The sequence below is a fragment of the Micromonospora sp. AMSO1212t genome (assembly GCF_008868145.1).
Classification (GTDB): Bacteria; Actinomycetota; Actinomycetes; order Mycobacteriales; family Micromonosporaceae; genus Micromonospora; species Micromonospora tulbaghiae.
Genome location: NZ_WBKS01000016.1, coordinates 1 through 21,914 on the forward strand (window position 1 = coordinate 1; position 21,914 = coordinate 21,914).

22 protein-coding genes are annotated in these 21,914 nt (G+C 73.4%); 7 read left to right on the top strand and 15 right to left on the bottom strand.

All coding sequences use genetic code 11. The features are described 5' to 3' along the window. The coding region (sthA, locus tag F8279_RS07020) for a Si-specific NAD(P)(+) transhydrogenase (RefSeq protein WP_225853169.1) at window positions 1-1,014 on the top strand (1,014 nt) is incomplete at its 5' end. 119 nt (window positions 1,015-1,133) lie between these two features. Here the strand turns inward: sthA and F8279_RS07025 are convergent. Genes F8279_RS07025 through F8279_RS07050 form a run of 6 tightly spaced genes read right to left on the bottom strand, consistent with a single transcriptional unit; the run spans window position 1,134 to window position 8,298 of the window. Beyond that, window positions 1,134-2,921: a gamma-glutamyltransferase family protein gene (locus F8279_RS07025; protein WP_091426985.1), complete on the bottom strand. Its 1,788-nt coding sequence runs from the start codon at window positions 2,919-2,921 to the stop codon at window positions 1,134-1,136. A gap of 11 nt (window positions 2,922-2,932) precedes the next feature. Beyond that, window positions 2,933-3,967, bottom strand: a complete 1,035-nt coding sequence (locus tag F8279_RS07030; protein WP_091426986.1) for an ABC transporter ATP-binding protein — start codon at window positions 3,965-3,967, stop codon at window positions 2,933-2,935. Then, a complete protein-coding gene (locus F8279_RS07035) occupies window positions 3,964-4,941 on the bottom strand; it encodes an ABC transporter ATP-binding protein (protein ID WP_091426987.1) in 978 nt (325 codons plus the stop codon). Before F8279_RS07035 ends, F8279_RS07030 begins: the two co-directional genes overlap by 4 nt. Then, on the bottom strand, window positions 4,938-5,819 hold the full coding sequence (locus F8279_RS07040; protein ID WP_091426988.1) for an ABC transporter permease: 882 nt from the start codon (window positions 5,817-5,819) through the stop codon (window positions 4,938-4,940). The genes F8279_RS07035 and F8279_RS07040 overlap by 4 nt, the downstream gene beginning before the upstream one ends. Beyond that, window positions 5,816-6,760 carry an ABC transporter permease gene (locus F8279_RS07045; RefSeq protein WP_091426989.1) on the bottom strand — a complete coding sequence of 315 codons (945 nt, stop codon included), beginning with the start codon at window positions 6,758-6,760 and terminating at the stop codon, window positions 5,816-5,818. The genes F8279_RS07040 and F8279_RS07045 overlap by 4 nt, the downstream gene beginning before the upstream one ends. Beyond that, complete coding sequence (locus tag F8279_RS07050; protein ID WP_151499430.1) at window positions 6,760-8,298, bottom strand: ABC transporter substrate-binding protein; 1,539 nt, start codon at window positions 8,296-8,298, stop codon at window positions 6,760-6,762. Before F8279_RS07050 ends, F8279_RS07045 begins: the two co-directional genes overlap by 1 nt. A gap of 179 nt (window positions 8,299-8,477) precedes the next feature. Between F8279_RS07050 and F8279_RS07055 the strand changes: the two genes are divergently transcribed. Further along, window positions 8,478-10,106, top strand: coding sequence for an isovaleryl-CoA dehydrogenase (locus tag F8279_RS07055; RefSeq protein WP_091426991.1), 1,629 nt, complete (start codon window positions 8,478-8,480; stop codon window positions 10,104-10,106). 4 nt (window positions 10,107-10,110) lie between these two features. Then, entirely contained in the window at window positions 10,111-10,938 is an 828-nt protein-coding gene (locus tag F8279_RS07060) for an MOSC domain-containing protein (protein ID WP_091426992.1), read from the top strand. A gap of 10 nt (window positions 10,939-10,948) precedes the next feature. Here the strand turns inward: F8279_RS07060 and F8279_RS07065 are convergent, their stop codons facing one another. After that, window positions 10,949-11,509 (bottom strand): GNAT family N-acetyltransferase, encoded by a 561-nt coding sequence (locus F8279_RS07065; protein ID WP_151499431.1) that lies wholly within the window; start codon window positions 11,507-11,509, stop codon window positions 10,949-10,951. A 34-nt stretch (window positions 11,510-11,543) separates the two neighbouring features. On the opposite strand from F8279_RS07065, the gene F8279_RS07070 reads away from it, so the two are divergent. Then, window positions 11,544-12,752 carry a MalY/PatB family protein gene (locus tag F8279_RS07070; RefSeq protein ID WP_151499432.1) on the top strand — a complete coding sequence of 403 codons (1,209 nt, stop codon included), beginning with the start codon at window positions 11,544-11,546 and terminating at the stop codon, window positions 12,750-12,752. Window positions 12,753-12,760: 8 nt separating this feature from the next. On the opposite strand, the gene F8279_RS07075 is transcribed toward F8279_RS07070, so the two are convergent. After that, window positions 12,761-13,183: a MarR family winged helix-turn-helix transcriptional regulator gene (locus F8279_RS07075; RefSeq protein ID WP_091426993.1), complete on the bottom strand. Its 423-nt coding sequence runs from the start codon at window positions 13,181-13,183 to the stop codon at window positions 12,761-12,763. An 86-nt stretch (window positions 13,184-13,269) separates the two neighbouring features. Between F8279_RS07075 and F8279_RS07080 the strand changes: the two genes are divergently transcribed. Continuing rightward, on the top strand, window positions 13,270-14,268 hold the full coding sequence (locus F8279_RS07080) for an NADP-dependent oxidoreductase (RefSeq protein ID WP_225853170.1): 999 nt from the start codon (window positions 13,270-13,272) through the stop codon (window positions 14,266-14,268). Here F8279_RS07080 and F8279_RS30520 read toward each other — a convergent pair. Next, a complete protein-coding gene (locus tag F8279_RS30520; RefSeq protein WP_225853171.1) occupies window positions 14,235-14,591 on the bottom strand; it encodes a crosslink repair DNA glycosylase YcaQ family protein in 357 nt (118 codons plus the stop codon). The two genes, F8279_RS07080 and F8279_RS30520, sit on opposite strands and share 34 nt — an antisense overlap. Before the next feature lie 21 nt (window positions 14,592-14,612). Further along, window positions 14,613-15,197: a DinB family protein gene (locus F8279_RS07090; protein WP_225853172.1), complete on the bottom strand. Its 585-nt coding sequence runs from the start codon at window positions 15,195-15,197 to the stop codon at window positions 14,613-14,615. Window positions 15,198-15,276: 79 nt separating this feature from the next. On the opposite strand from F8279_RS07090, the gene F8279_RS07095 reads away from it, so the two are divergent. Then, window positions 15,277-16,287 carry a YafY family protein gene (locus F8279_RS07095; protein ID WP_091426995.1) on the top strand — a complete coding sequence of 337 codons (1,011 nt, stop codon included), beginning with the start codon at window positions 15,277-15,279 and terminating at the stop codon, window positions 16,285-16,287. 31 nt (window positions 16,288-16,318) lie between these two features. On the opposite strand, the gene F8279_RS07100 is transcribed toward F8279_RS07095, so the two are convergent. The 5 genes from F8279_RS07100 to F8279_RS07115 all read right to left on the bottom strand — a co-directional run bounded on the left by F8279_RS07100 (window position 16,319) and on the right by F8279_RS07115 (window position 19,496). After that, complete coding sequence (locus F8279_RS07100) at window positions 16,319-16,630, bottom strand: NIPSNAP family protein (RefSeq protein WP_091426996.1); 312 nt, start codon at window positions 16,628-16,630, stop codon at window positions 16,319-16,321. Window positions 16,631-16,664: 34 nt separating this feature from the next. Then, window positions 16,665-17,198 carry a flavin reductase family protein gene (locus F8279_RS07105; RefSeq protein ID WP_151499433.1) on the bottom strand — a complete coding sequence of 178 codons (534 nt, stop codon included), beginning with the start codon at window positions 17,196-17,198 and terminating at the stop codon, window positions 16,665-16,667. Window positions 17,199-17,230: 32 nt separating this feature from the next. Then, window positions 17,231-18,451, bottom strand: a complete 1,221-nt coding sequence (locus F8279_RS07110) for a YeiH family protein (RefSeq protein WP_151499434.1) — start codon at window positions 18,449-18,451, stop codon at window positions 17,231-17,233. Beyond that, window positions 18,451-18,597: a hypothetical protein gene (locus F8279_RS30215; protein WP_162959099.1), complete on the bottom strand. Its 147-nt coding sequence runs from the start codon at window positions 18,595-18,597 to the stop codon at window positions 18,451-18,453. The genes F8279_RS07110 and F8279_RS30215 overlap by 1 nt, the downstream gene beginning before the upstream one ends. Window positions 18,598-18,704: 107 nt before the next feature. Beyond that, the gene (locus tag F8279_RS07115; protein WP_151499435.1) at window positions 18,705-19,496 is read right to left on the bottom strand and encodes a TetR/AcrR family transcriptional regulator; all 792 of its coding nucleotides are present in this window, start codon (window positions 19,494-19,496) and stop codon (window positions 18,705-18,707) included. A 224-nt stretch (window positions 19,497-19,720) separates the two neighbouring features. Between F8279_RS07115 and helR the strand changes: the two genes are divergently transcribed. Continuing rightward, complete coding sequence (gene helR, locus F8279_RS07120) at window positions 19,721-21,892, top strand: RNA polymerase recycling motor ATPase HelR (RefSeq protein WP_151499436.1); 2,172 nt, start codon at window positions 19,721-19,723, stop codon at window positions 21,890-21,892. Window positions 21,893-21,914 lie beyond the last annotated feature (22 nt).

A 21,914-nucleotide genomic window follows, 5' to 3' on the forward strand; every position in this document is an offset into this window, starting at 1 on the left:
CTCCATGCCGATCACCCCGGCGCCGACCACGACCATGCTGCGCGGGACTGCCTGGAGGTTGATCACGCCGTCGGAGTCGACGACCGGACGATCGTCGACTCCGACGGCGTGATCAACCTCCAGGCAGTCCCGCGCAGCATGGTCGTGGTCGGCGCCGGGGTGATCGGCATGGAGTACGCGTCCCTGTTCGCCGCGCTCGGCACCAAGGTGACAGTGGTCGAGCGCCGCCCCCGGATGCTCGACTTCTGCGACGAGGAGATCGTCGAATCGCTGAAGTACCACCTGCGGGACCTGTCGGTGACCTTCCGCTTCGGCGAGGAGGTGGCCGCCGTGGAGAAGCACCGCAGCGCCGCGCTCTGCGTCCTGCGCAGCGGCAAGAAGATCGTCGCGGACACGGTGATGTACTCGGCCGGCCGGCAGGGGCAGACCGACGACCTCGCGCTGGAGGCGGCCGGGCTCACCGCCGACCACCGGGGCCGGATCACCGTCGACGCCGACTACCGCACCGCCGTCGACAACATCTACGCCGTCGGCGACGTGATTGGCTTCCCCGCGCTGGCGTCCACCTCGATGGAACAGGGCCGGCTGGCCGCCCAGCACGCCTGCGGGGAACCGGCGCGCGGCATGTCGGACCTGCAACCGATCGGCATCTACACCATTCCGGAGATCAGCTTCGTCGGGAAGACCGAGGAGGATCTGACCGAGGCGTCCGTCCCGTTCGAGGTGGGCATCGCCCGCTACCGGGAGCTGGCCCGGGGGCAGATCGTCGGCGACTCGTACGGCATGCTGAAACTGCTCGTCTCGCCCGAGGACGGCCGGCTGCTCGGCGTGCACGTGTTCGGCACCGGCGCCACCGAGATCGTCCACATCGGGCAGGCCGTGATGGGCTGCGGCGGCACAGTCGACTACCTGCTGGACGCGGTCTTCAACTACCCGACGCTCGCGGAGGCGTACAAGGTGGCCGCCCTCGACGCCGCCAACAAGATCCGCAACATAACCCGGATCAACGACTGACCCGCCCCCGCCCTGCCCCTCTCCCCGGCGATCTTGCAGTTTCGGCCCGACGAACGCCCGTTATGCCAGTTACGCCGGGGCCACAAGTGCAAGATCAACGCGGAAGGGGGCCGGGTGGGTCAGCGGCCGGTGGCGTAGCCCTGGGCGCCTCGGGGGTTCGCCGCGGCGGAGAGGACTCCGGTAGCCGGGTCGCGGGTCACCGCGCACATGCGGCCCAGGCTCCACGGGTCGGACAGGCGCACGGTGTGCCCGCGGGCACGCAGGCCCGCCAGCACGTCGCCGTCGATCCGGTCCTCCAGCACCAGCACGCCCGGCTCGACCTCGCGCGGATAGAACGACGCCGGAAAGCTCGTCGTGTGCCACGTGGGGGCGTCGATCGCCTCCTGCAACTCCTGCCCGCCGGCCAGGTGCCGCAGCAGAAACAGCAACTGCCACTGGTCCTGCTGGTCCCCGCCCGGCGTGCCGCACGCCATCACCGGCTCGCCGTCGCGCAGCACCAGCGTCGGGCTGAGCGTGGTACGCGGACGCCGGCCCGGCCGCAGCGTCGAGGCGAGCCCCTCCTCCAGCCAGCACATCTGCAGCCGGCTGCCGAGCGGGAAGCCCAGCTCCGGGATGGCGGGTGAACTCTGCAACCAGCCACCGCTGGGCGTGGCGGAGATGATGTTGCCCCACCGGTCCACCACGTCGACGTGGCAGGTGTCGCCGCGGGTCACGCCGTCGGCCCGTACCGTGGGTTCGCCGGTGCTCGGGTCCTGCGGGACGGCCCGCCCGGCGGCGTGGGCACGCAGGTGGGACGGCAGCCGGGGCGGCGCTCCCGCCGGGCTCCCGGGGCGCAGCGACGTGTCGGCGCGGTCGCCGACCAGCGCGGCCCGCGAACGGGCGTAACCGGCCGACAGCAGCGCGGAGCCCGGGACGTCGGTGTCGCCGTACCAGGCCTCCCGGTCGGCGAAGGCGAGCTTCAGCGCCTCGGCCTGCGCGTGGACGCCGTCCAGACCGGACGGATCGTAGACCGCCGGGTCGTCGAGCGCGTCCAGGATCGAGAGCGTCTGCAGCAGCACCGGGCCCTGGCCCCAGAAGCCGGTCTTGGCGACCGTGTGCCCGTGCCAGTCCAGCGTGACCGGTTCCTCCCAGGTGGCCGACCAGCGGGCCATGTCGTCGCCGGTGACCAGCCCGGCGTGGGCGCGCCCGCTGGAGTCGCGCAACGGCAGCCGGCTGAACGCGTCGATCGCCTCGGCGACGAAACCCTCCCGCCAGGCGCGCCGGGCGGCCTCGATCTGCGCCTCCCGGTCCGTACCGGCGGCCCGTCCGGCGTCGACGAGGCGGCGCAGCGTGTCCGCGTACGCCGGGTTGGTGACCATCTCCCCCGGCGCGGGCGGGCGGCCGTGGCGGAGCCAGAGGCGCGCGGAGGTCGGCCAGTGGTCGGTGAACAGCGACCGGACCCGCGCGACCGTCTGCCCGGCGGCGCCGACGAGCGGGTGGCCGGCGGCGGCGTAGCCGATCGCCGGTTCGAGCACCTCGGCGAGCGTGCGGGTGCCGTGGTCGCGCAACAGCAGCAGCCAGGCGTCGACAGCGCCCGGCACCACGGCGGCGAGCGGGCCGGCGCCGGGCACGAGGCCCAGGCCGAGCGAGCGGAAGTGCGCGACGGTGGCGGCGGCCGGGGCCGGGCCCTGACCGCACAGCACCCGCGGCGTGGGGTCGGTCGCGGTGGCGAGGATCGCGGGCACCTCGCCGGCCGGACCGTTGAGGTGCGGCTCCACGACGTGCAGCACGAACCCGGCGGCCACAGCGGCGTCGAACGCGTTGCCGCCGCGTTCCAGCACGCCCATCGCGGACTGGCTGGCGAGCCAGTGCGTGGAGGAGACCATGCCGAACGTGCCCCGCAGCGTCGGCCGGGTGGTGAACGTCATCGGCGGTGAGCCTACGCCGTGCCGGCCGCGTCGGCGCGCGTCGTCGCGCCCTCCCCCACGCCGCCGTCGCGCTCCCCGTCGAGCGGGAACAGGCACGCGGCGTCGTGGCCCGGACCGACCTCGGCGAGCGCCGGATCGGTCTCGGCGCACGCGGGGCGGGCCTGGGGGCATCGGGTACGGAAACGGCAGCCGCTCGGCGGGTCCACCGGGCTGGGGATGTCGCCGGTGAGCACGATCCGGCGGCGCTCCCGCTCGACGCGCGGATCGGCCACCGGCACCGCCGACAGCAGCGCGGCCGTGTAGGGGTGCGCCGGGTGCCGGTAGATCCGCTCGGGTGGGCCGGTCTCGACGATGCGGCCCAGGTACATCACCGCGATCCGGTCGCTCATGTGCTCGACGGCGGCCAGGTCGTGCGCGATGAACAGGTAGGTCAGCCCGAGGTCGCGTTGCAGGTGCCGGAGCAGGTTCATGATCTGTGCCTGGACGCTCAGGTCGAGCGAGGCGATCGGCTCGTCCAGGACGATCAGGTCCGGTTCGCCGGCCAGGGCCCGGGCCACACCGACCCGCTGGCGCTGGCCGCCGGACAGCTCGTGCGGATACCGGCCCGCCGTGTCGGCGCGCAGGCCGACCAGGTCCAGCAGCTCCGCGACCCGGGCCCGCCGGGCGGCTGTGGACGCGGCGAGCCGGTGCACGATCAGCGGCTCGGCGATGCTGTCGCCGACCGTCCGGCGTGGATCGAGCGACGCCTGCGGATCCTGGAACACCATCGCGACGTGGCGGCGCGTCGCACGCAGACGGCGGCGCGACCAGAGGGTCACGTCCGCGCCCGCCACCCGGACCCGCCCGGCGGTCGGGTCGACCAGCCGCAGCAACGCCAGACCGGCGGTGGACTTGCCGCTGCCCGACTCACCGACCAGCCCGAGCGTCTCGCCCCGACGTACGGCGAGACTGACGCCGTCCACCGCGCGGACCGTGCCGGCCGGGGTCGGGAAGTGCACCTTCAGGTCGTCCAGCTCGGCGACCACGTCCGGGGTGTCGGCGCTCATCCGGCCTCTCCACGGTAGAAGGTGCGGACCGTGTGCCCGTCGCCGACCGTCGTCAGCGGAGGCAGCTCGTGCTCGCAGCGGGGATCGGCGCGGACCGGGCAGCGCGGCCAGAACGCGCAGCCCGGGGGCAGGTCCAGCGGGCTCGGCGGCGAACCGGGAATGGCCACGAGGTCCTCGCCCCGGCGGGACGGGTCCGGCCGGGCCGCCAGCAGCGCCCGGGTGTACGGGTGCGTGGGCGCGTCGAACACCGCGTCGACCGGGCCCTGCTCGACGATCCGCCCTCCGTACATGACCGCCACGGTGTCGGCGATGCCGGCCACCACTCCCAGGTCGTGGGTGACCCAGACGACGGCTGTGCCGAGCCGGGCCTGGAGGTCGGCGACCAGTTCGATGATCTGCGCCTGCGTGGTGACGTCGAGCGCCGTGGTCGGCTCGTCGGCGATCAGCAGGTCCGGCTCGCAGGCGAGCGCCATGGCGATGGCGACGCGCTGGCGCATGCCGCCGGAGAACTGGTGCGGGTACGCGTCGACGCGCCGCGCCGCGGACGGAATGCCCACCAGTTCCAGCAGCTCCACCGCCCGGTCGCGGGCGGCCCGGCGGGTCAGTCCGAGGTGCTCCTCGGCCGCCTCGGTGACCTGCCGGCCCACCGGCAGCACCGGGTTGAGCGAGGTCATCGGATCCTGGAAGACGAACCCGACGTGCCGGCCGCGTACCTTGCGGCGACGGTCGTCGGGCAGCGCGGTCAGCTCGGTGTCGAGCAGCCGCACCCGGCCGGTGACGGTCGCGGCCCGCGGGGCGAGGCCGGTGGCGGCGAGCAGTGTCATGCTCTTGCCGCTGCCGGACTCGCCGACGAGGGCGAACGTCTCCCCCGGCCGCACCTGCCAGGACACCCCGGCGACGGCGCGGACCGGGCCACGGCGGGTGCCGACGGTGACGGTCAGGTCGTCCACGGACAGCACTGTCGTATGGCTCATGTGGTGCTCCTGCGTGCCTCGCCGAGGGTGAGCTGCCGCGGGTCGAGCACGTCCCGCAACGCGTCGCCGACCAGGTTGAACGCCAGCACGGTGAGGAAGATCGCCGCGCCCGGGAACACACCCAGCCACCACGCGTCGGTGACGAAGCCGCGCCCGTCGAACAGCATCCGCCCCCAGGCCGGCGCGGGCGGCTGGATGCCCAGGCCGAGGAAGGACAGCGCGGCCTCGGAGAGGATCGCGAACGCCAGCGACAGCGACGTCTGCACGATCAGCGGCGCGGCGATGTTCGGCAGCACGTGCCGGCGCATGATGCGCACGTCGGACGCGCCGATGGAGACGGCGGCCCGAACAAACACCTGCTCGCGCACGGACAGCACGCCGGCGCGGGTGATCCGGGCGAAGATGGGCGTGTAGACCACGCCGATGGCGACCATGGCGGTGAGCAGGCCGGGGCCGAGCACCGCCACGATGGCCACCGCCAGCAGCAGCACCGGGAACGCGAACAGCACGTCCATGCAGCGCATGAGCACGCTGTCCAACCAGCCCCGGTAGTAGCCGGCGAACAGTCCGAGCGTCACCCCGGCGACCAGCGCGATGCCGACGCTGACCGCGCCGACCTGGAGTGACACGCGGGCGGCGACGAGCACCCGGCTGAGCACGTCGCGGCCCAACTCGTCGGTGCCGAACGGGTGCGCGCCGCTGGGTGGGCGCAGCATCTGGTCCACGTCGACGTCGTTGACGCCGGCCGGGGCCAGCCACGGGCCGGCCACGCCCACCACGACCAGCAGCACGAGCACGATCGTGCCGCCGACGGCGAGCGGGTCGCGGCGCAGCGCGTCGAGGACGCGGCGGCCGGTGCTCTCGGTCGTGGCGCTCACTTGACCGTGATCCTCGGGTCGAGGCGGGCGTAGAGGATGTCCACCAGCAGGTTGACCAGCAGGAACAGCGCCGCGACGAGCAGCACCGCGCCCTGCAGGACGGGATAGTCGCGGGCCTGCACGGCGTCGAAGGTGAGCCGGCCGATGCCGGGCCAGGCGAACAGCACCTCGATCACGATGACGCCGCCGAGCAGGCTGGCCAGCTGCACCGCGACCACCGTGACGACCGGGATCAGCGCGTTGCGCAGCACGTGCCGCAGGATCACCACCCGGCTGCGCAGCCCTTTCGCCTCGGCGGTGCGCACGTAGTCGGCGGAGAGCACCTCCAGCACCGAGGAGCGGATGAACCGGGTGAGGATCGACGCGGTGACCAGGCCGACGGTGACCGCCGGCAGCGCCACGTGGGTGGCCCACCGGCCGGGGTCGTCGGTCAGCGCCACGTAACCCGACGGGGGTAGCCAGCCGAGCACCCCGGCGAACAGCAGGATGCCCATGATGCCCATCCAGAAGTCCGGCACGGAGACGCCGAACTGGCTGAACACGCGGGCCGCGTGGTCGACGGCGGAGCCGCTGCGTACCGCCGCGACGATGCCCAGCGGGAACGCGACGAGCAGCGCGAACACCACAGCGGTGACGGCGAGCGACAGCGTGGCGGGCAGCCGCTCCAGCACGATCTGGCTCACCGGCTGGCCGGTGCGGAAGCTGACTCCCAGGTCACCGGTGAGCGCGTGCCCGAGGTAGCTGGCGTACTGCACGGGCAGCGGCTGGTCGAGGCCGGCGCGCTCCCGCAGCGCCTCGTACGTCTGCGGGTCGAACCGGGTGCCGAGCGCCACTCGGACCGGGTCGCCCGGCACCAGTTGCAGCAGCAGGAACACCACAAGGGTCACGCCGACCAGTACGACCGCCGACTGGAGTACCCGCCGCAGGACGAAGCGGGCCATCACTTGGCCAGGGCGACCGACCGGAACCGGATCGCCCGATCGGTGCGCACCTCGTAGCCGGACACCTTCTTCGACCAGCCCTGCACCACGTCCGGGTTGTAGAGGTAGAGGTAGCTGGCGTCGTCGACGATCTGCTTCGCGGCCTGCTCGTACGCCTGCTTGCGGGCGCCCTGGTCGGTCTGGGTGCGCGCGTCGTCCAGCAGCTTGTCCACCGCCGGGTTCTTGTACTTGTGGAAGTTGAACGTGCCGCCGCTGTGGTGCTGGGCGTAGTAGAACTCGTCCGGGTCGATGTTGCCGAGCCAGCCGAGCATGAACCCGTCGAAGTTGCCCTTGGCCTGCTCGTCGAGCCACTGGGCGAAGTCCAGCGTACGGATCTTGACGGTGATGCCGACGGCCTTGAGCTGCGCGGCGATGACCTGCGCGGCGGTGACCGTCTCCGGGTACTCGCTGGTGACCATCAGGTCCATGGTCAGGTTGCCGACGCCGGCCTGGCCGAGCATCTGCTTCGCCTTGCCCGGGTCGTGGCTGTAGGGCGCGTAGTCGTAGTAGAACGCGCTGGCCTTCGGGATGGCGGTCTGGTTGACGGTGGCCAGCCCGAACTTCGCCGCCTTGGTGATCGCCTCACGGTCGAGCGCGTACCCGATCGCCCGCCGCACCTCGGGGTTGTCGAACGGCTTGCGGGCCTCGTTGAGCGCCACGTACCAGTAGTCGGTCGACGGCGCCGACCTCACCACCGGGTCGTCGCCGTCCTGCAACGACTTCACCTGCTGGGGCGGCAGGTTGTCGGTCCACTGCACCTGACCGCTGCGCAGGTTCTGCAGCGCCACAGTGGGGTCCTTGACGAAGGTGAACGTGACGCCGTCCAGCTTCGGCTTCTCACCCCAGTAGGAGTCGTTGCGCACCAGCTTGACGCTGTCGCCGGAGGTGTAGCCGGCCACCTTGAACGGGCCGCTGCCGACCGGTGCGGTCTTCACCGTGCCGGACTCCACGTTGGACTTCTCGACGATCGCCACGCCCTTGAACCCGCCGAGGTTCGCCAGCAGGTTCGGGGTGGGCGCGCTCAGCGTCACCACCACGGTGGCCGGGTCCGGCCCGGTGACCGACTTGACGGTGGCGAACTTGTACGCGTTGTTCAGCTTCTCCTTGATGATCCGCTCGAACGAGTAGACGACGTCCTCGGAGGTCAGCGGCGACCCGTCGGAGAACTTGACGCCCTCGCGCAGCGTGAAGGTCCAGGTGAGCTGGTCGGCGCTGGTGGTCCACTTGGTCGCCAGCGACGGCACCATCTTCAGGTCGGCGTCCGGCTCGACGAGTGTGTCGTAGACGTTCTCCAGCACCTGGAAGCTGTAGTAGGCCGAGGTCTTGTGCGGGTCGAGCTGGTCCGGCTCGCCGCCGATCGCGGCGTTGAGGACACCACCGGCGCCGCCGGCGTTCCCCCCGCCACCGACGTCGACCGCCTCGCCTCCGGTGCATCCGGACAGGACGCCGACGGTCAGCGTGAGTGCGGCGCCGAGCGCGCCGAGCTTCTTCCTGGACACAGGCCCCCCTAGCGACTTCCCGGACAAAAGAAAGTTTCGGCGAGTCTTCTCTCCGAGCCGGATCATGTCAAACGAATCCAGCCAAATTGACTTGTCGTCGAGTGCTTGCCGGTGCGGAGTGAACGGTGGTTCAATCCGGGCCCCGACCTGATCCGCCACCTGCGCTGGGAGTTGCCGCCGTGACCACACACGAGGTCGTCAACCAGGTCCCGCCGATGGTCGGCCACGACACCGCCGACGACCCGGCGCTGTGCGACGGCGTGGCCCGCGAGGGCGCCGGCTGGGCGCTGCCCGGGTTGCACGAGCTGGGCCGGCTCGCCGGTGGCCAGGAGGCCGCCGAACACGGGCGGCTCGCCAACGAACACCCGCCGGTGCTGCGCACCCACGACCGGTACGGCCACCGGATCGACGAGGTGGAGTTCCACCCGTCCTGGCACGAGCTGATGCGTACCGCCGTCGGGCACGGCCTGCACGCCGCGCCGTGGGCCGACGACCGGCCGGGCGCGCACGTGGCCCGGGCTGCCGGCTTCTACCTGTGGCGGCCCGACGCCGGGCACGGCTGCCCGATCTCGATGACATACGCGGCGGTGCCCGCGCTGCGGCACAGCCCGGACCTGGCCGCCCGCTACGAGCCGCTGCTCACCAGCCGCGAGTACGACTTCGGGCTGCGCCCGCCGCAGACCAAGCGCGGGCTGCTCGCCGGCATGTCGATGACCGAGAAGCAGGGCGGCTCGGACGTCCGCGCCAACACCACCACGGCCCGGCCCGAGCCGGACGGCAGCTACCGGCTCGTCGGGCACAAGTGGTTCACCTCGGCGCCGATGTGCGATCTGTTCCTGACGCTCGCCCAGGCGCCCGGCGGCCTCACCTGCTTCCTGGTCCCCCGGGTGCTGCCCGACGGTGAACGCAACCCGATGCGGCTGATGCGGCTCAAGGACAAGCTCGGCAACCGCTCCAACGCCTCCGCCGAGGTCGAGTACGAGCACGCGGTGGCGTGGCGCGTCGGCGACGAGGGCCGGGGCGTCCGCACCATCATCGACATGGTCAACCTGACCCGGCTGGACTGCGTGATCGGCGCCGCCGCCGGGATGCGCCACGGCGTGACCACAGCCGTGCACCACGCCACCCACCGGCGCGCGTTCGGCAACTACCTGGCCGACCAGCCGCTGATGCGCAACGTGCTGGCCGACCTGGCCGTCGAGTCCGAGGCCGCCACCGTGCTGATGATGCGGCTGGCCGGGGCGACCGACCGGTCGGCGCGCGGCGACGACGGCGAGACCGCGTTCAAGCGCCTCGCCCTCGCAGTCGGCAAGTACTGGGTGTGCAAGCGCTGGCCGGGGCACGCCGCCGAGGCGCTGGAGTGCCTGGGCGGCAACGGCTACGTCGAGGAGTCCGGCATGCCGCGGCTGTTCCGCGAGTCGCCGCTGAACTCGATCTGGGAGGGCTCCGGCAACGTCGCCGCGCTCGACGTGCTGCGCGCGCTCACCCGGGAACCGCAGGTGCTCGCCGCGTACGAGGCGGAGGTGGCCGCCGCGGCCGGCGCGGACGCACGGCTGGACGCCGCGGTGCGCCGGGTGCGCGACGAACTGGCCGACCACACCGACCTGGAGCTGCGCGCCCGGCGGGTGGTGGAGCGGCTCGCGCTGGTGCTCCAGGGCGCGCTGCTGGTGCGCCACGGACACCCGGCGGTCGCCGACGCGTTCTGCGCGTCCCGGCTCGACGGCGACCACGGTCAGGCGTACGGGACGCTGCCGGGCGGGCTGGACCTCGCCGCGATCATCGACCGCGCCACCCCGAAGATCGGCTGAGGGTGTGGTGACGCGGCTCGTCTCGGCCCACCTGTACCCGGTCAAGTCCCTGGGCGGCGTCGACGTCGACCGCGCCGACGTCGAGCCGTGGGGGTTGCGTCACGACCGCCGCTGGGTGGTGCTGCGCCCCGACGGCGGCAAACTGGGCTCGACCGCCCTGCCGGCGCTGCTCGGCCTGACCGCCGCCCCCGGTCCCGGGTCGATCACGCTCACCACCCGCGACGGGTCGTCGCTCACAGTCGCCGAACCGGTCGACGGGCCGCCGGTCGCCACCGACGTGTCCCGGCTGGACACGGTCCGGCTCGCCGCCGACGAGGCCCACGACTGGCTCTCCGCGCGGCTGGGCCGGCCGGTGCGGCTGGCCTGGCTGGACGACCCGCGCCGCCGGCCGATGTCGGCCGAGCACGGCGGCGGGCCCGGCGATCCGCTGAACCTGTCCGACGCCGGACCGCTGCTGGTGGCCACACTGCCGTCGCTGCGGCGGCTGCGGGACTGGATCGTCGAGGGCGCGCTGGAACGCGGCGAGCCCGCGCCGGAGCCGCTGGCGATGGCCCGGTTCCGGCCGACGGTGGTGCTGGACGGGCCGTTCGCGCCGTTCGCCGAGGACGGCTGGAGCCGGGTACGCGTCGGCGCCGTGGACTTCCGGGTCTCCGAACGCTGCGACCGCTGCGCCGTGACGCTCATCGACCCGGAGACCCTGGCCAGCGGGAAGGAGCCGATCCGCACCCTGGCCCGGCACCGGCGCCACGACGGGAAGACCTGGTTCGGCATCCGGCTCGTGCCGCTGACCACCGGCGAGATCCGGATCGGCAACCCGGTCGTCGTGGGCTGAGCCGCATCGCTCAGCCCGCGCCGGACCGCCACTCGTCGGCCAGGATCGCGTAGACGAGCTGGTCGGCCCACTCGCCGCGGAACCGGTAGCTGCGCACGTGCCGCGCCTCCCGCCGCATTCCGAGCCGGGCCATCAGGCGCGCCGACGGCTCGTTGTCCGCGTGGCAGCGGGCCATCACCCGGTGCAGTCCGAACTCGCCGAAACCCCAGTCCAGCAGCGCGCCGGCCGCCTCCGTGGCCAGCCCTCGGCCACCGTGAGCGGGGTGGAAGACATACCCCAGCTCGGCGGTGCTGTCGACCCGGCTGCGCCAGACCAGCTCCACCGCGCCGATCACCCGGGCGTCGCCGACCACTGCCAGGGTCAGGCAGTCGCCCTCCGCGCGCAGCGCGTCCTCCGCCGCCATCGCCGCGACCGACGACCGCGACTCCTCCCGGGTACGCGGCCGGGCTCCGCGCATCCAGCGGACCACGTCCGGGCGGCGCTGCCAGGCGTGCACGTCGTCCAGGTCACCTGGCGTGACCGGGCGCAGCAGCAGCCGGGGCGTGGTCAGCGGGTACGTCGGGTGGGCCACCGCGCGATGGTAGGGCGCGCCTAGGGTGGGCCGCATGGTCGTTTCCGCCGACGACGGCAACCCGCTCACCCAGCTCACGCTCGACCAGCTCCGGCAGCGCACCAGCGTGAAGTGGCGGCTGTACCCGCCGGACGTGCTGCCGCTGTGGGTCGCCGAGCAGGACGTGCCGCTGGCGCCGCCGGTGGCCGAGGCGCTGCGCCGGGCCGTCGAGCTGGGCGACACCGGCTACTCGTACGGCACCGCGTACGCCGAGGCGGTCGGCGGGTTCGCCGCGCAGCGGTGGGACTGGGCCGACTTCCCGGTCGGCCGCACCACGCTCGTACCGGATGTGATGATGGGTACGGTCGAGGTGCTGCGCCTGGTCACCGACCCTGGTGACGCGGTGGTGGTCACTCCCCCGGTCTACCCGCCGTTCTACGCGTTCGTCACCAACGCCGGGCGGCAGATCCTCGAGGCGCCGCTCGGCGCGGACCAGCGGCTCGACCCGGCCGCGCTGGAGGAGGCGTTCCGGCGTGCCCGCGCGATCGGCGACCGGCCGGCGTTCCTGCTCTGCAACCCGCACAACCCGACCGGTGTGGTCCACCGGCCCGACGAGCTGGCCACGGTCGCCGCGCTGGCCGACCGGCACGGCGTACGGGTGGTGGCCGACGAGATCCACTCGCCGCTGGCGCTGCCCGGCGCGCGGTTCACTCCGTACCTGACTGTGCCGGGCGCCCAGAACGCGTTCGCGCTGGTGTCGGCGTCGAAGGCGTGGAACCTGGCCGGGCTGAAGGCGGCGCTGGCGGTTGCCGGGCCGGACGCGGCGGACGACCTGGCCCGGATGCCGGAGGAGGTCAGCCACGGTCCCAGTCACCTCGGGGTGCTCGCGCACACCGCCGCGTTCCGGGCCGGCGGTCCGTGGCTGGACCGGCTGCTCGACGGCCTGGACGCGAACCGGGCGCTGCTCGGGTCGCTGCTGGCCGAGCACCTGCCCACCGTGTCGTGGCGGCCGCCCGAGGGCACGTACCTGGCCTGGCTGGACTGCCGGCGCCTCGGCGTGCCCACGGAGGCGGGCGACGGACCGGGGGTGGCGAGCGACCTGGCCGGTCCGGCGCGGATGTTCCTCGACCGGGCCCGGGTGGCGCTCAGCTCCGGGCACGTCTTCGGCGCCGGTGGCGCCGGCTTCGTGCGGCTCAACTTCGCCACCTCCCCCGCCGTGCTCACCGAGGCGGTCACCCGGATGGGCCGCGCGACGCGCTCCTGAGGGCGGGGTCAGCCCAGAGCTTTGCGCAGCAGCGCCGTCAGCTGGTCCTGTTCCTGGGGTGTCAGTCGCCCGACCGCCGAGCGGGCGAAGGTGAAGGCGGCGGCGAACCGATGGTAGATCTCATCGCCTCGGGGAGTTCGCGCCACGAGCCGCGCGCGGCGGTCCCGGGGATTCGGTTCACGGGTGACGAGGCCGAGCGCTTCGAGCCGCACCACGATCTGGGTGATGTTGGAGGCGTCACAGCCCAGTTCCTCGGCCAGGGCGCCCATGCCGCGTCGCTCGTCGAGTCGTCCGAGCACACATGCCTGGGCCGGGCTCAGCGACAGCTCGGCCGCGGCCGCCTCGTAGGCACGGTCGTATACGTCGACCAGGTCGAACAACGCGGCCTCCGCATCGGACGAGGCGGTCACGGGTCCGCTGGGCAGTGCCATGGCACCCAGCCTAGAGCAGATGCTTGATTCGCTCAAATACTTGTGCTCCACTGATCCTTGATTAACTCAAGCAACGGGGAGGTCAGATGGACGGCAGAGCCGAGCACACAGCGCGCGGCGCGGTCCCGGGGCCGCGGATGAACGCGGTCGTCCTGGATCGGTTCGGTGGAGTCGGCGAGCTCTCGTCGCGCCGGATACCGCTTCCGGAGGTCGGCGCCGACGACGTCCTCATCCGGGTGGAGTCCGCAGGGGTCGGGTCCTGGGACGCGGGCGAGCGGGAGGGGGAATACGACGGGGTCTTCGGTGTCGCGTCGAGCTTCCCCTACGTCCTCGGCTGGGACGGCGCGGGCACGGTGGCCGCTGTCGGACGCGACGTCACCCGGTTCGAGGTGGGCGAGCGTGTCTACGCCGCGACGATGCCGGTGCCGCGCGGCGGCTTCTACGCCGAGTACGCCGTCGTCGAGGCGGAGTTCGTCGCGCGCGTGCCCGACCGGATGCCGACCGGACAGGCCGGCGCGATGGCCTGGGACGCCCTGACCGCGCTGAGCGGCCTCGACCTGCTCGGCCTGCGGCCGGACGAGACGCTCATGGTCTTCGGCGCCAGCGGGGGCATCGGGCACATGGCCGTGCAACTGGCGCGGCATCGTGGCATCCGGGTCCTGGCAGTGGCCTCCGGTGACGACGGCGTCGCCCTGGCCCGGCGACTGGGCGCCGACGACGCGGTCGACGGCCGCAGGGACGATGTGCCGGCCGCAGCGCTGGAGTTCGCACCGGGCGGACTGGACGCGGCTCTGGTCACAGTGGGCGGCGGAACCGCCGAACGCGCTCTTCACGCGATCCGGAACTCGGGGCGGATCGCCTGGCCGAACGGCGTCCTGCCCGCGCTCGCGTCGTCGCCGGGCGCGCCGGTGTCCCACTACGACGGCGATCGAAGCCGCGCCGCCACCGATCGGCTGAACGCGATCATCGAGGCGGGCTCCTTCGAGGTCCACGTCGCCCGGGCCTTCCCGTTGGAGCGGGTCCAGGATGCACACCGCGCCCTGGGTGATCACTACGTCGGGAAGCTGGCACTCACGGTCGGATGAGGCGCCGCCGCTGGTGAAGCTCGGTGACTCAGGGCCGGCCCGGCCGCCGACCGTGCTGCGCCACAGCCCGCGCCACGGCGCCCGTGGGGTCGGCGCCAGCGAGAGCACCGCACCAGTCGGCGGCGCGCCAGCAGGTCCGACAGCACCACCGGGTCGAAGGACCGCAGCCGTGACCAGAGCCCGGCGCACGGTTCCTGCGGCTCCTGGGCCTGCGGTCCGCACAGGTGCGCGACCGCGCCGGCCACCGGCAGGCCGGCGCGGTCGAGCAGCAGTTGCCGGGCGAGCGTCGCCCGGTTGAGCGCGCGCTGGCCGAGCACTGTCATGGCCGCGGTCCCCCGGCCGGCTCAGGTGGTGGTCTGCCCGTCGATGCTCTCGCGCAGGATGTCCGCGTGCCCGGCGTGCTGCGTGGTCTCGGCGATGACGTGGATCAGCGCCCGCCGGACGCTGCGGACCGAGCCCGGCTCGTTCCACGGCGCGTCCGGCACCGGCCAGGTCGCCGACAGGTCCTCGACGCCGGCGACGATCTCCTCGGTACGCGCGGCGATGCGGGCGTACCGGTCGAGGATCGCCGGCAGCGTGTCCTCGGGCAGCATCTGGAAGTCCCGTCCCCGGTCGATCGCCCACTGCGGCAGCTCGCGGGCCTGGCCGGACATGAAGTCCTCCCAGGTGACGCCCTCGGGCAGGGCGAAGGACATCGCCGAGGGGCCCTCGACCACGAACCGCAGCCACGCCTCCTCGGTGGACGCGACGTGCTTGATCAGGCCGCCGAGGCAGAGCGCGCTGACTGTCGGCTTCTGCCCGGCCTGCTCGTCGGTGAGGCCGCGCACCGCGTTGATCAGCATGTTCCGGGCGTCGGCGAGCTCGGCCAGCAGGTCGGCCCGCTCGGCGTCGAGGGTGGTGGGGGTCGTGGTGGTGCCGGTCATCGTCATCGGTTCCTTCCGGTCCTGATCGGTACGGGTCCACCCTCGCAGGCATAGCGGTCAGAAAGTGTCCTCTTCTCGCGGCAGAATGCGTGTCGTGCCGAAGACTTCCGCCCGACTGCTCTCGCTGCTGTCCCTGTTGCAGGCGCGACGGGACTGGCCGGGATCGCTGCTCGCCGAACGGCTGCGGGTCAGCCCGCGTACCGTGCGCCGCGACGTCGACCGGCTGCGCGAGCTGGGCTATCCGATCGAGAGCGCCAAGGGGCCGGACGGCGGCTACCGGCTGGGCGCCGGTTCCGCGCTGCCGCCGCTGCTCTTCGACGACGAGCAGGCCGTCGCGCTCACCGTGGCGTTGCAGACCGCCGCCAGCGGCGTGACCGGCATCGAGGAGGCGGCGGCGCGGGCGCTGACCACGGTGCGGCAGGTGATGCCGGCGCGGCTGCGGCACCGGGTGGACGGGCTGCGGGTGGTCGACGTGCAACGCGCCGGTACGCCCGCCCGGCACCGGGTGGAACCGGCGCTGCTGATGACGTTGAGCGCCGCCGTGCACGCCCGCGAGGAGTTGCGCTTCGACTACGAGTCGGTGTCCGCCGCGCCGCCGGATCCGAACCGGCCGCCGCGCCGGGTGCAGCCGCACCACCTCGTCACCTGGGGTGGGCGCTGGTACCTCGTCGCCTGGGACCTCGACCGCGACGACTGGCGCACGTTCCGGGTCGACCGGATCAGCCCGCGTACGCCCACCGGCCCCCGGTTCACGCCCCGTGAGCTGCCCGGCGGGGACGTGGCCGCGTACGTCGCCGGCCGGTTCAAGGGCGGCACCGGCCCGGGCGACTGGCCCTGCCGGGGCGAGGTGATCCTCGACCTGCCCGCCCGGACGGTCTCTGCGTGGACCCGCGACGGGATCGTCGAGGAACTGGGCCCGGACCGCTGCCGGCTGGTGCTCGGCGCCTGGTCGTGGCCCGGGCTGGCCGCCGTGCTCGGCCGCTACGACGCCGACATCGAGGTGGTCGGCCCGCCGGAGCTACGGGAGGCGTTCGCCCGCCTGGCCCGCCGCTACGCCGCCGCCGCACAGACCCCGGACTCGCCGCGCACCGGCTGACCGCGCCTCCCACTGCCCGGTCGCGCCGGTGTCAGTCGGTGGGCAGGAGCGGGCGCATGAACGTGCGCTCGTACCGCAGGACGCAGCCCGACTCGTCGCGGATCCGGTCGGCGGCGACGAACTCCGGGTCCACCCCGAACCGGGCCCGGTACTGCTCGTACGCCGCCAGGCTCTCGAAGCTGAACAGCGCCTCGGCCCGGTCGCTGGCGCCCTCGGCAGGCAGGAAGTAGCCGTGGTGCACGCCGCCGTGCCGTGCCACCAGCCGCATCCAGGTGCGGGCGAAGCGCTCGAACGCCTCGGTCTTCGCGGGGTCGATCGTGTAGTGCACGACGCAGGTGATCACCCGGCCACGATAGCGACGCCCGGTCCCCTGCCGCTCAGGCGGCGGAGCGGCGGTCGCCGGGGTCGGTCGTGCCGGCGAGGCCGGCGTACCGCCCCCGGTGGTAGAGCAGCGGCGACCCGACGTCGGCGTGCCGCAACAGCTCCGGTTCGGCCAGCACGATCGCGTGGTCGCCGACGACCACCCGGTCCACCACCCGGCACAGCAGCCAGGCCAGCGTGTCGTCGAGGACCGGCACCCCCTCGGGGCCGGGCCGCCAGCGGGTCGGCTCGGCGAACCGGTCGATCCCGCTGGTGGCGAACCTCCGGGCCACCTCGTGCTGGCCGTGCCCGAGCAGGTGCACCCCGACGTGCCGGGCCCGGGACACCACCGGCCAGCTCGACGAGCCCAGGCCCAGGCAGAACGAGACGATCGGCGGCCGCAGCGACACCGCGGTGAACGAGGTGGCCGTGAACCCGGCCGCGGGCGGACCGGCGGCGGTGACCACCGTGACGGTGCTGGCCTGGTGGCGCAGCAGCGTCCGCAGCGCGTCGGCGTCGGCGTCGACCGGGACGTCGGCGGGCTCGGGCACGGCGTTCCTCCAAGGTGTACGGGGGCGTGGGGTCACACCGTGAAGCCGTGGAACAGCACCGACGCCAGTCCGAGGGCCAGCACCAGGTTGAACACTGTGGCGGCGGCGAACACGGTCACCGGCCGCCAGCCGGCCTCGCGCAGCGACGACACGCGGACCTCCAGGCCGATGCTGACGAACGCCAGGATCAGGAACCAGACCCGCAGGTCGGTGACGACGGCCATGGTGGCCTTGCCGTCCGCGCCCGCCGCGTCGAGGTACCAGGTGGCGATCACCGAGGCGGCGACGAACCCGAGCACGAACTTCGGGAACCGGCGCCACAGCTCGCCGAGCCCGGGGCGCGGGGCGTCCGGCCGGCGCTCCACGTGCAGCGCGAAGTACGCGGTGAGGGCCACCGCGACCACGCCCATCAGCGCGTTCTGGGTGACCTTGACGATGCTGGCGATCTGGAGCGCGTCCTCACCGGCGAGCGCGCCGGCCGCGGTGACGGCGGCGGTGGTGTCGATGTTGCCGCCGATCCAGGCGCCGGCGACCGCGTCGGAGAGGCCGAGCACGTCGGCCAGCCACGGCAGCAGGAAGATCGACGGCAGCGCGAACGCGATGACCAGGCTGGCCGTGTACGCGAGCTGCTCCCGGCGGGCCCGTACCGCACCGGCGGCGGCGATGGCGGCGCTGACTCCGCAGATCGACACCGCCGAGGCGAGCAGCGCCCGCAGCTTCTCGTCCAGGCCGAACCGCCCGGCCAGCCACCAGGTGAACAGGAACACGCCACTGATCAGCAGCAGCGCCTGGGCGATGGCGGGTCCGGCGGCGCTCCCGATGACGGCGAGGTTGATCGAGGCGCCGAGCAGCACCAGACCGGTCTTGATGAAGAACTCGGTACGGAACGCGGCGGAGATCCGGTCCCGCAGCCCGGTCACGGTGACGACCAGGTTGCCGAGCAGGCCGAGCAGGATCGCGTAGACCGGGTACTCGACGGCGCCGGCCACGTCCTCGATCGCGCTGCCCTCGGCCCAGACCGGCACGTTCTGTTCGAGGTACCGGGTGAGCGCGGCGAGACCGAGCACCACCAGCAGGCCCAGGCCGGTCCAGGCCCAGAACGCGCCGGTACGCAGGTCGGCCCGGGGTGGAGCGACCGCGGGCGTACCGGCGGGTCGGTCCACCGGGGTCGCGGCGGCCGGGGCGTCCGCGGTGGAGGCCGCGGACGGCCCGGCGGCGGTGTTGCGGACGGCGGGTTCCGGGGCGGCGGCCATCACGGCACCAGCCCGGCGGGGATCGCGCCGGCCAGCACCAGGAGCAGCAGCGCGAGGCCGAGGACGGTGGCGGCCCAGTCCTCGCTGAAGGCGAGCCGGGACGTGCCTGCGGTGGGCGGTTCGGGTGGCGTGGGCGCGTTGCTCATGAGGGCTCCTACGGGTACGCGCGGGCGACGGAGGGCAGCCGGAGGCGAGGGGTGATCGACCGGCCGGAGCCGATCGATGGAGAGAGTTTCCTACTTAACTAGTAGGATTACAAGGTCTTCCCGGGCTCCGGCTCACCCGCGGCGCGGGCGGCCACCACCACCGAGATGCCGTCGAGCACCCGCTGGAGACCGAACTCGAAGGCGTGGTCCGGCCCGTACGCCCCGCCGTGCGCCATACCGGCGGCGGTCCCGACCCGCGCGGCGAGTGGAAAACTGCCGGCGGTCATGAACTTCTCCAGCCAGGGGCCGTGCGTCTGCCACCACTGGTCGTCGGTCATCCCGGTCTCACGTTCCAGCTCGGCCACGTCCAGCGCGACCCGGGCCGCGCTCTTGGCGTGCCCCAGCACGAGCGTGAGAACCGCGTCCATCTCCACGTCGTCGAGCCCGATGTCCGCTACCGCGTGCAGTTCGTAGTCGTACTTGGCGAGCACGTTCGGGCCGAGCACCGGCCGGGTCGTCTCGGCGCGCAGCAGCCACGGATGGGCCCGGTAGAGCGCGAGGTTGTCGCGGGCGATGCGTTCCAGCCGGCCCCGCCAGCCACCCGGCACGCCGGACGGGCGCGGCAGGTCACCGAGGACGGTGTCCACCATGACGTCGAGCAGTTCCGCCTTGCCCGGGACGTACGTGTAGACGGACATGGTCCCGACGCCGAGCGCCTCGCTGACCCGGCGCATGGTGAGCGCGTCGATGCCCTCGGCGTCGGCGATCTCGATCGCGGTGCGCACGATCCGGTCGACGCTGAGGCCGGGACCGGCGCCACGGCTGGCCGGCTCCCGGGTACGCCAGAGAAGGGCCAGGCTGCGGGCGGGATCGGCCTTGCGCCGGCGCTCCTTCGACATGGTGCCGTCATCCTACCGGCCACGCCGGTCACCGGCCGTGGGCGGGACGCCGGAAAGGGCGGCCCGAGAATTGTTCGCGCAAAAAGAATGGCGGGTTCTCCCGCCACTACCAACATATAGCGCACCCCCGGTCTTGCCGCAAGACCCGGGTAAGGGCGCACAATTGCCGGCCGTAACCCATTGCCGAGGCATTCGAAAGAGCCGCGAAGAGCGGAGGCTCGGCCGTGCCCGTGATCGGAGACGAGTTGAACCTGCCCACCACGAGCGTTTTCGATCTTCCCGAGCGTCTGTCGGCGAAGGCCGACCCGGACCTGATCGCCGCCGACGAGCGGCACTTCGCCGCCATCGCGGACAGCCTGCGCCGCTCGATCGCCGAACTGACCGACCGGCTCGACGCGACGCGCCGGGCCGCGGGCGGCCGGGGCCGGCAGGCGGTCGACCGGGACCAGGAGGTCCGCCGGTTGAGCGCGCGCCTGCGTACGCTGCGCCGTTACGGCCTGGACCTGTGCCTGGGCCGGATGGTCGGCGCGGACGGCGCGGCCCCGGTGTACGTGGGCCGGCTCGGCCTGACCGACGGCGCGGGCGGCCGGCTGCTGCTGGACTGGCGCTCCCCCGCCGCCGAGCCGTTCTTCGGCGCGACCCACGCCGACCCGAGGGGCCTGGTCAGCCGCCGCCGGTACCGGTGGAGCGGAGGCCGGATCACCGACTACTGGGACGAGGTGTTCACCGCCGACGGACTGGCCGGGCACGCCGCGCTGGACGACCAGTCCGCGTTCATCGCCAGCCTGGGCGCGACCCGGTCGGCGCGGATGCGCGACGTGCTCGGCACCATCCAGGCCGACCAGGACGCGATCATCCGGGCCGGTTCCCGGGGCGCGCTGGTGGTCGACGGCGGCCCCGGCACCGGCAAGACGGTGGTGGCGCTGCACCGCACCGCGTACCTGCTGCACGCCGACCCGCGGCTGGGCGAGCGCCGGGGCGGCGTGCTCGTCGTGGGCCCGCACCAGCCGTACCTGAACTACGTCTCCGACGTGCTGCCCAGCCTGGGCGAAGAGGACGTACAGATCTGCACGCTCGCTGACCTGGTGCCCGAGGGCGCGGCGGCGGCGCCCGACGCCGACCCGGAGGTGGCCCGGCTCAAGGCGTCGGCGGACCTGGTGCGGGTGATCGACGCCGCGGTCCGGTTCTACGAGGAGCCGCCCACGACCGTATTGACGGTCGGCGTCGAGGACGCCGAGTTGCGGCTGACCGCCGACGACTGGGCGACGGCGTTCGAGGCGGCCGGGCCGGGCGTCCCGCACAACGAGGCCCGCGACGACGTGTGGGAGGAACTGCTCACGATCCTCGTGGAGAAGTACCGGGGCGACGAACCGGGGGAGGCGGTTCGCCGGGCGCTGGGGCGCGACCGGGAACTGGTCACGGCATTCGGCCGGGCGTGGCCGCTGCTCGACCCGCTCGACGTGGTGGCCGACCTCTGGTCGGTGCCGGCCTACCTGCGCCGGTGCGCCCCCTGGCTGAGTGCCGAGGAGATCCGTACGCTGCGGCGGGCCGACCCCCGGGCCTGGACGGTGGCGGACCTGCCGTGGCTGGACGCGGCCCGGCGGCGGGTCGGCGATCCGGAGGCGTCGCTGCGGCGGCGCCGCGACGAGGCGGTGCTGGCCGCGCAGCGCGTCGAGATGGACACGGTGGTCGACGCCCTGATCGCCTCGCACGCCTACGACGACGGCGAGGGTCTGATGACAATGCTGTACGGCGAGGACATGCGGACCAGCCTGGTCGACTCCAGCGCGTTGAGCGTGGCCGATCCGGACCTGCTGGCCGGGCCGTTCGCGCACGTCGTGGTGGACGAGGCGCAGGAGCTGACCGACGCGCAGTGGCAGATGCTGCTGGCGCGCTGCCCGTCGCGCAGCTTCACAGTGGTCGGTGACCGGGCGCAGGCGCGGCACGGGTTCACCGAGTCGTGGCCGCAGCGGCTGGCGCGGGCCGGGTTCGACCGGGTCGAGGTGGCGACGCTGACTGTCAACTACCGCACCCCGGCGCAGGTGATGGCGGCGGCCGAGCCGGTGATCCGGGCCGTCCTCCCGGACGCCAACGTGCCCACGTCCATCCGCGACGGCGCCCCGTTGCGGTACGGCGACCGCGCCGACCTGCGCGCGGTGGTGGACGGCTGGCTCGCCGCCCACAGCGAGGGCCTCGCGTGCGTCATCGGCGATCCGGCGTTCCCGGCGACGGACCGGGTCCGCTCGCTGAGCCCGGTGCTGGCCAAGGGGCTGGAGTTCGACCTGGTGGTGCTGGTCGACCCGGAGGCGTTCGGCGACGGGGTCGCCGGCGCGGTGGACCGGTACGTCGCGATGACCCGCGCCACCGGCGAGCTGGTCGTGCTCACCGGGCCGTGACCGTACCCCCGGGGGCGGAGTG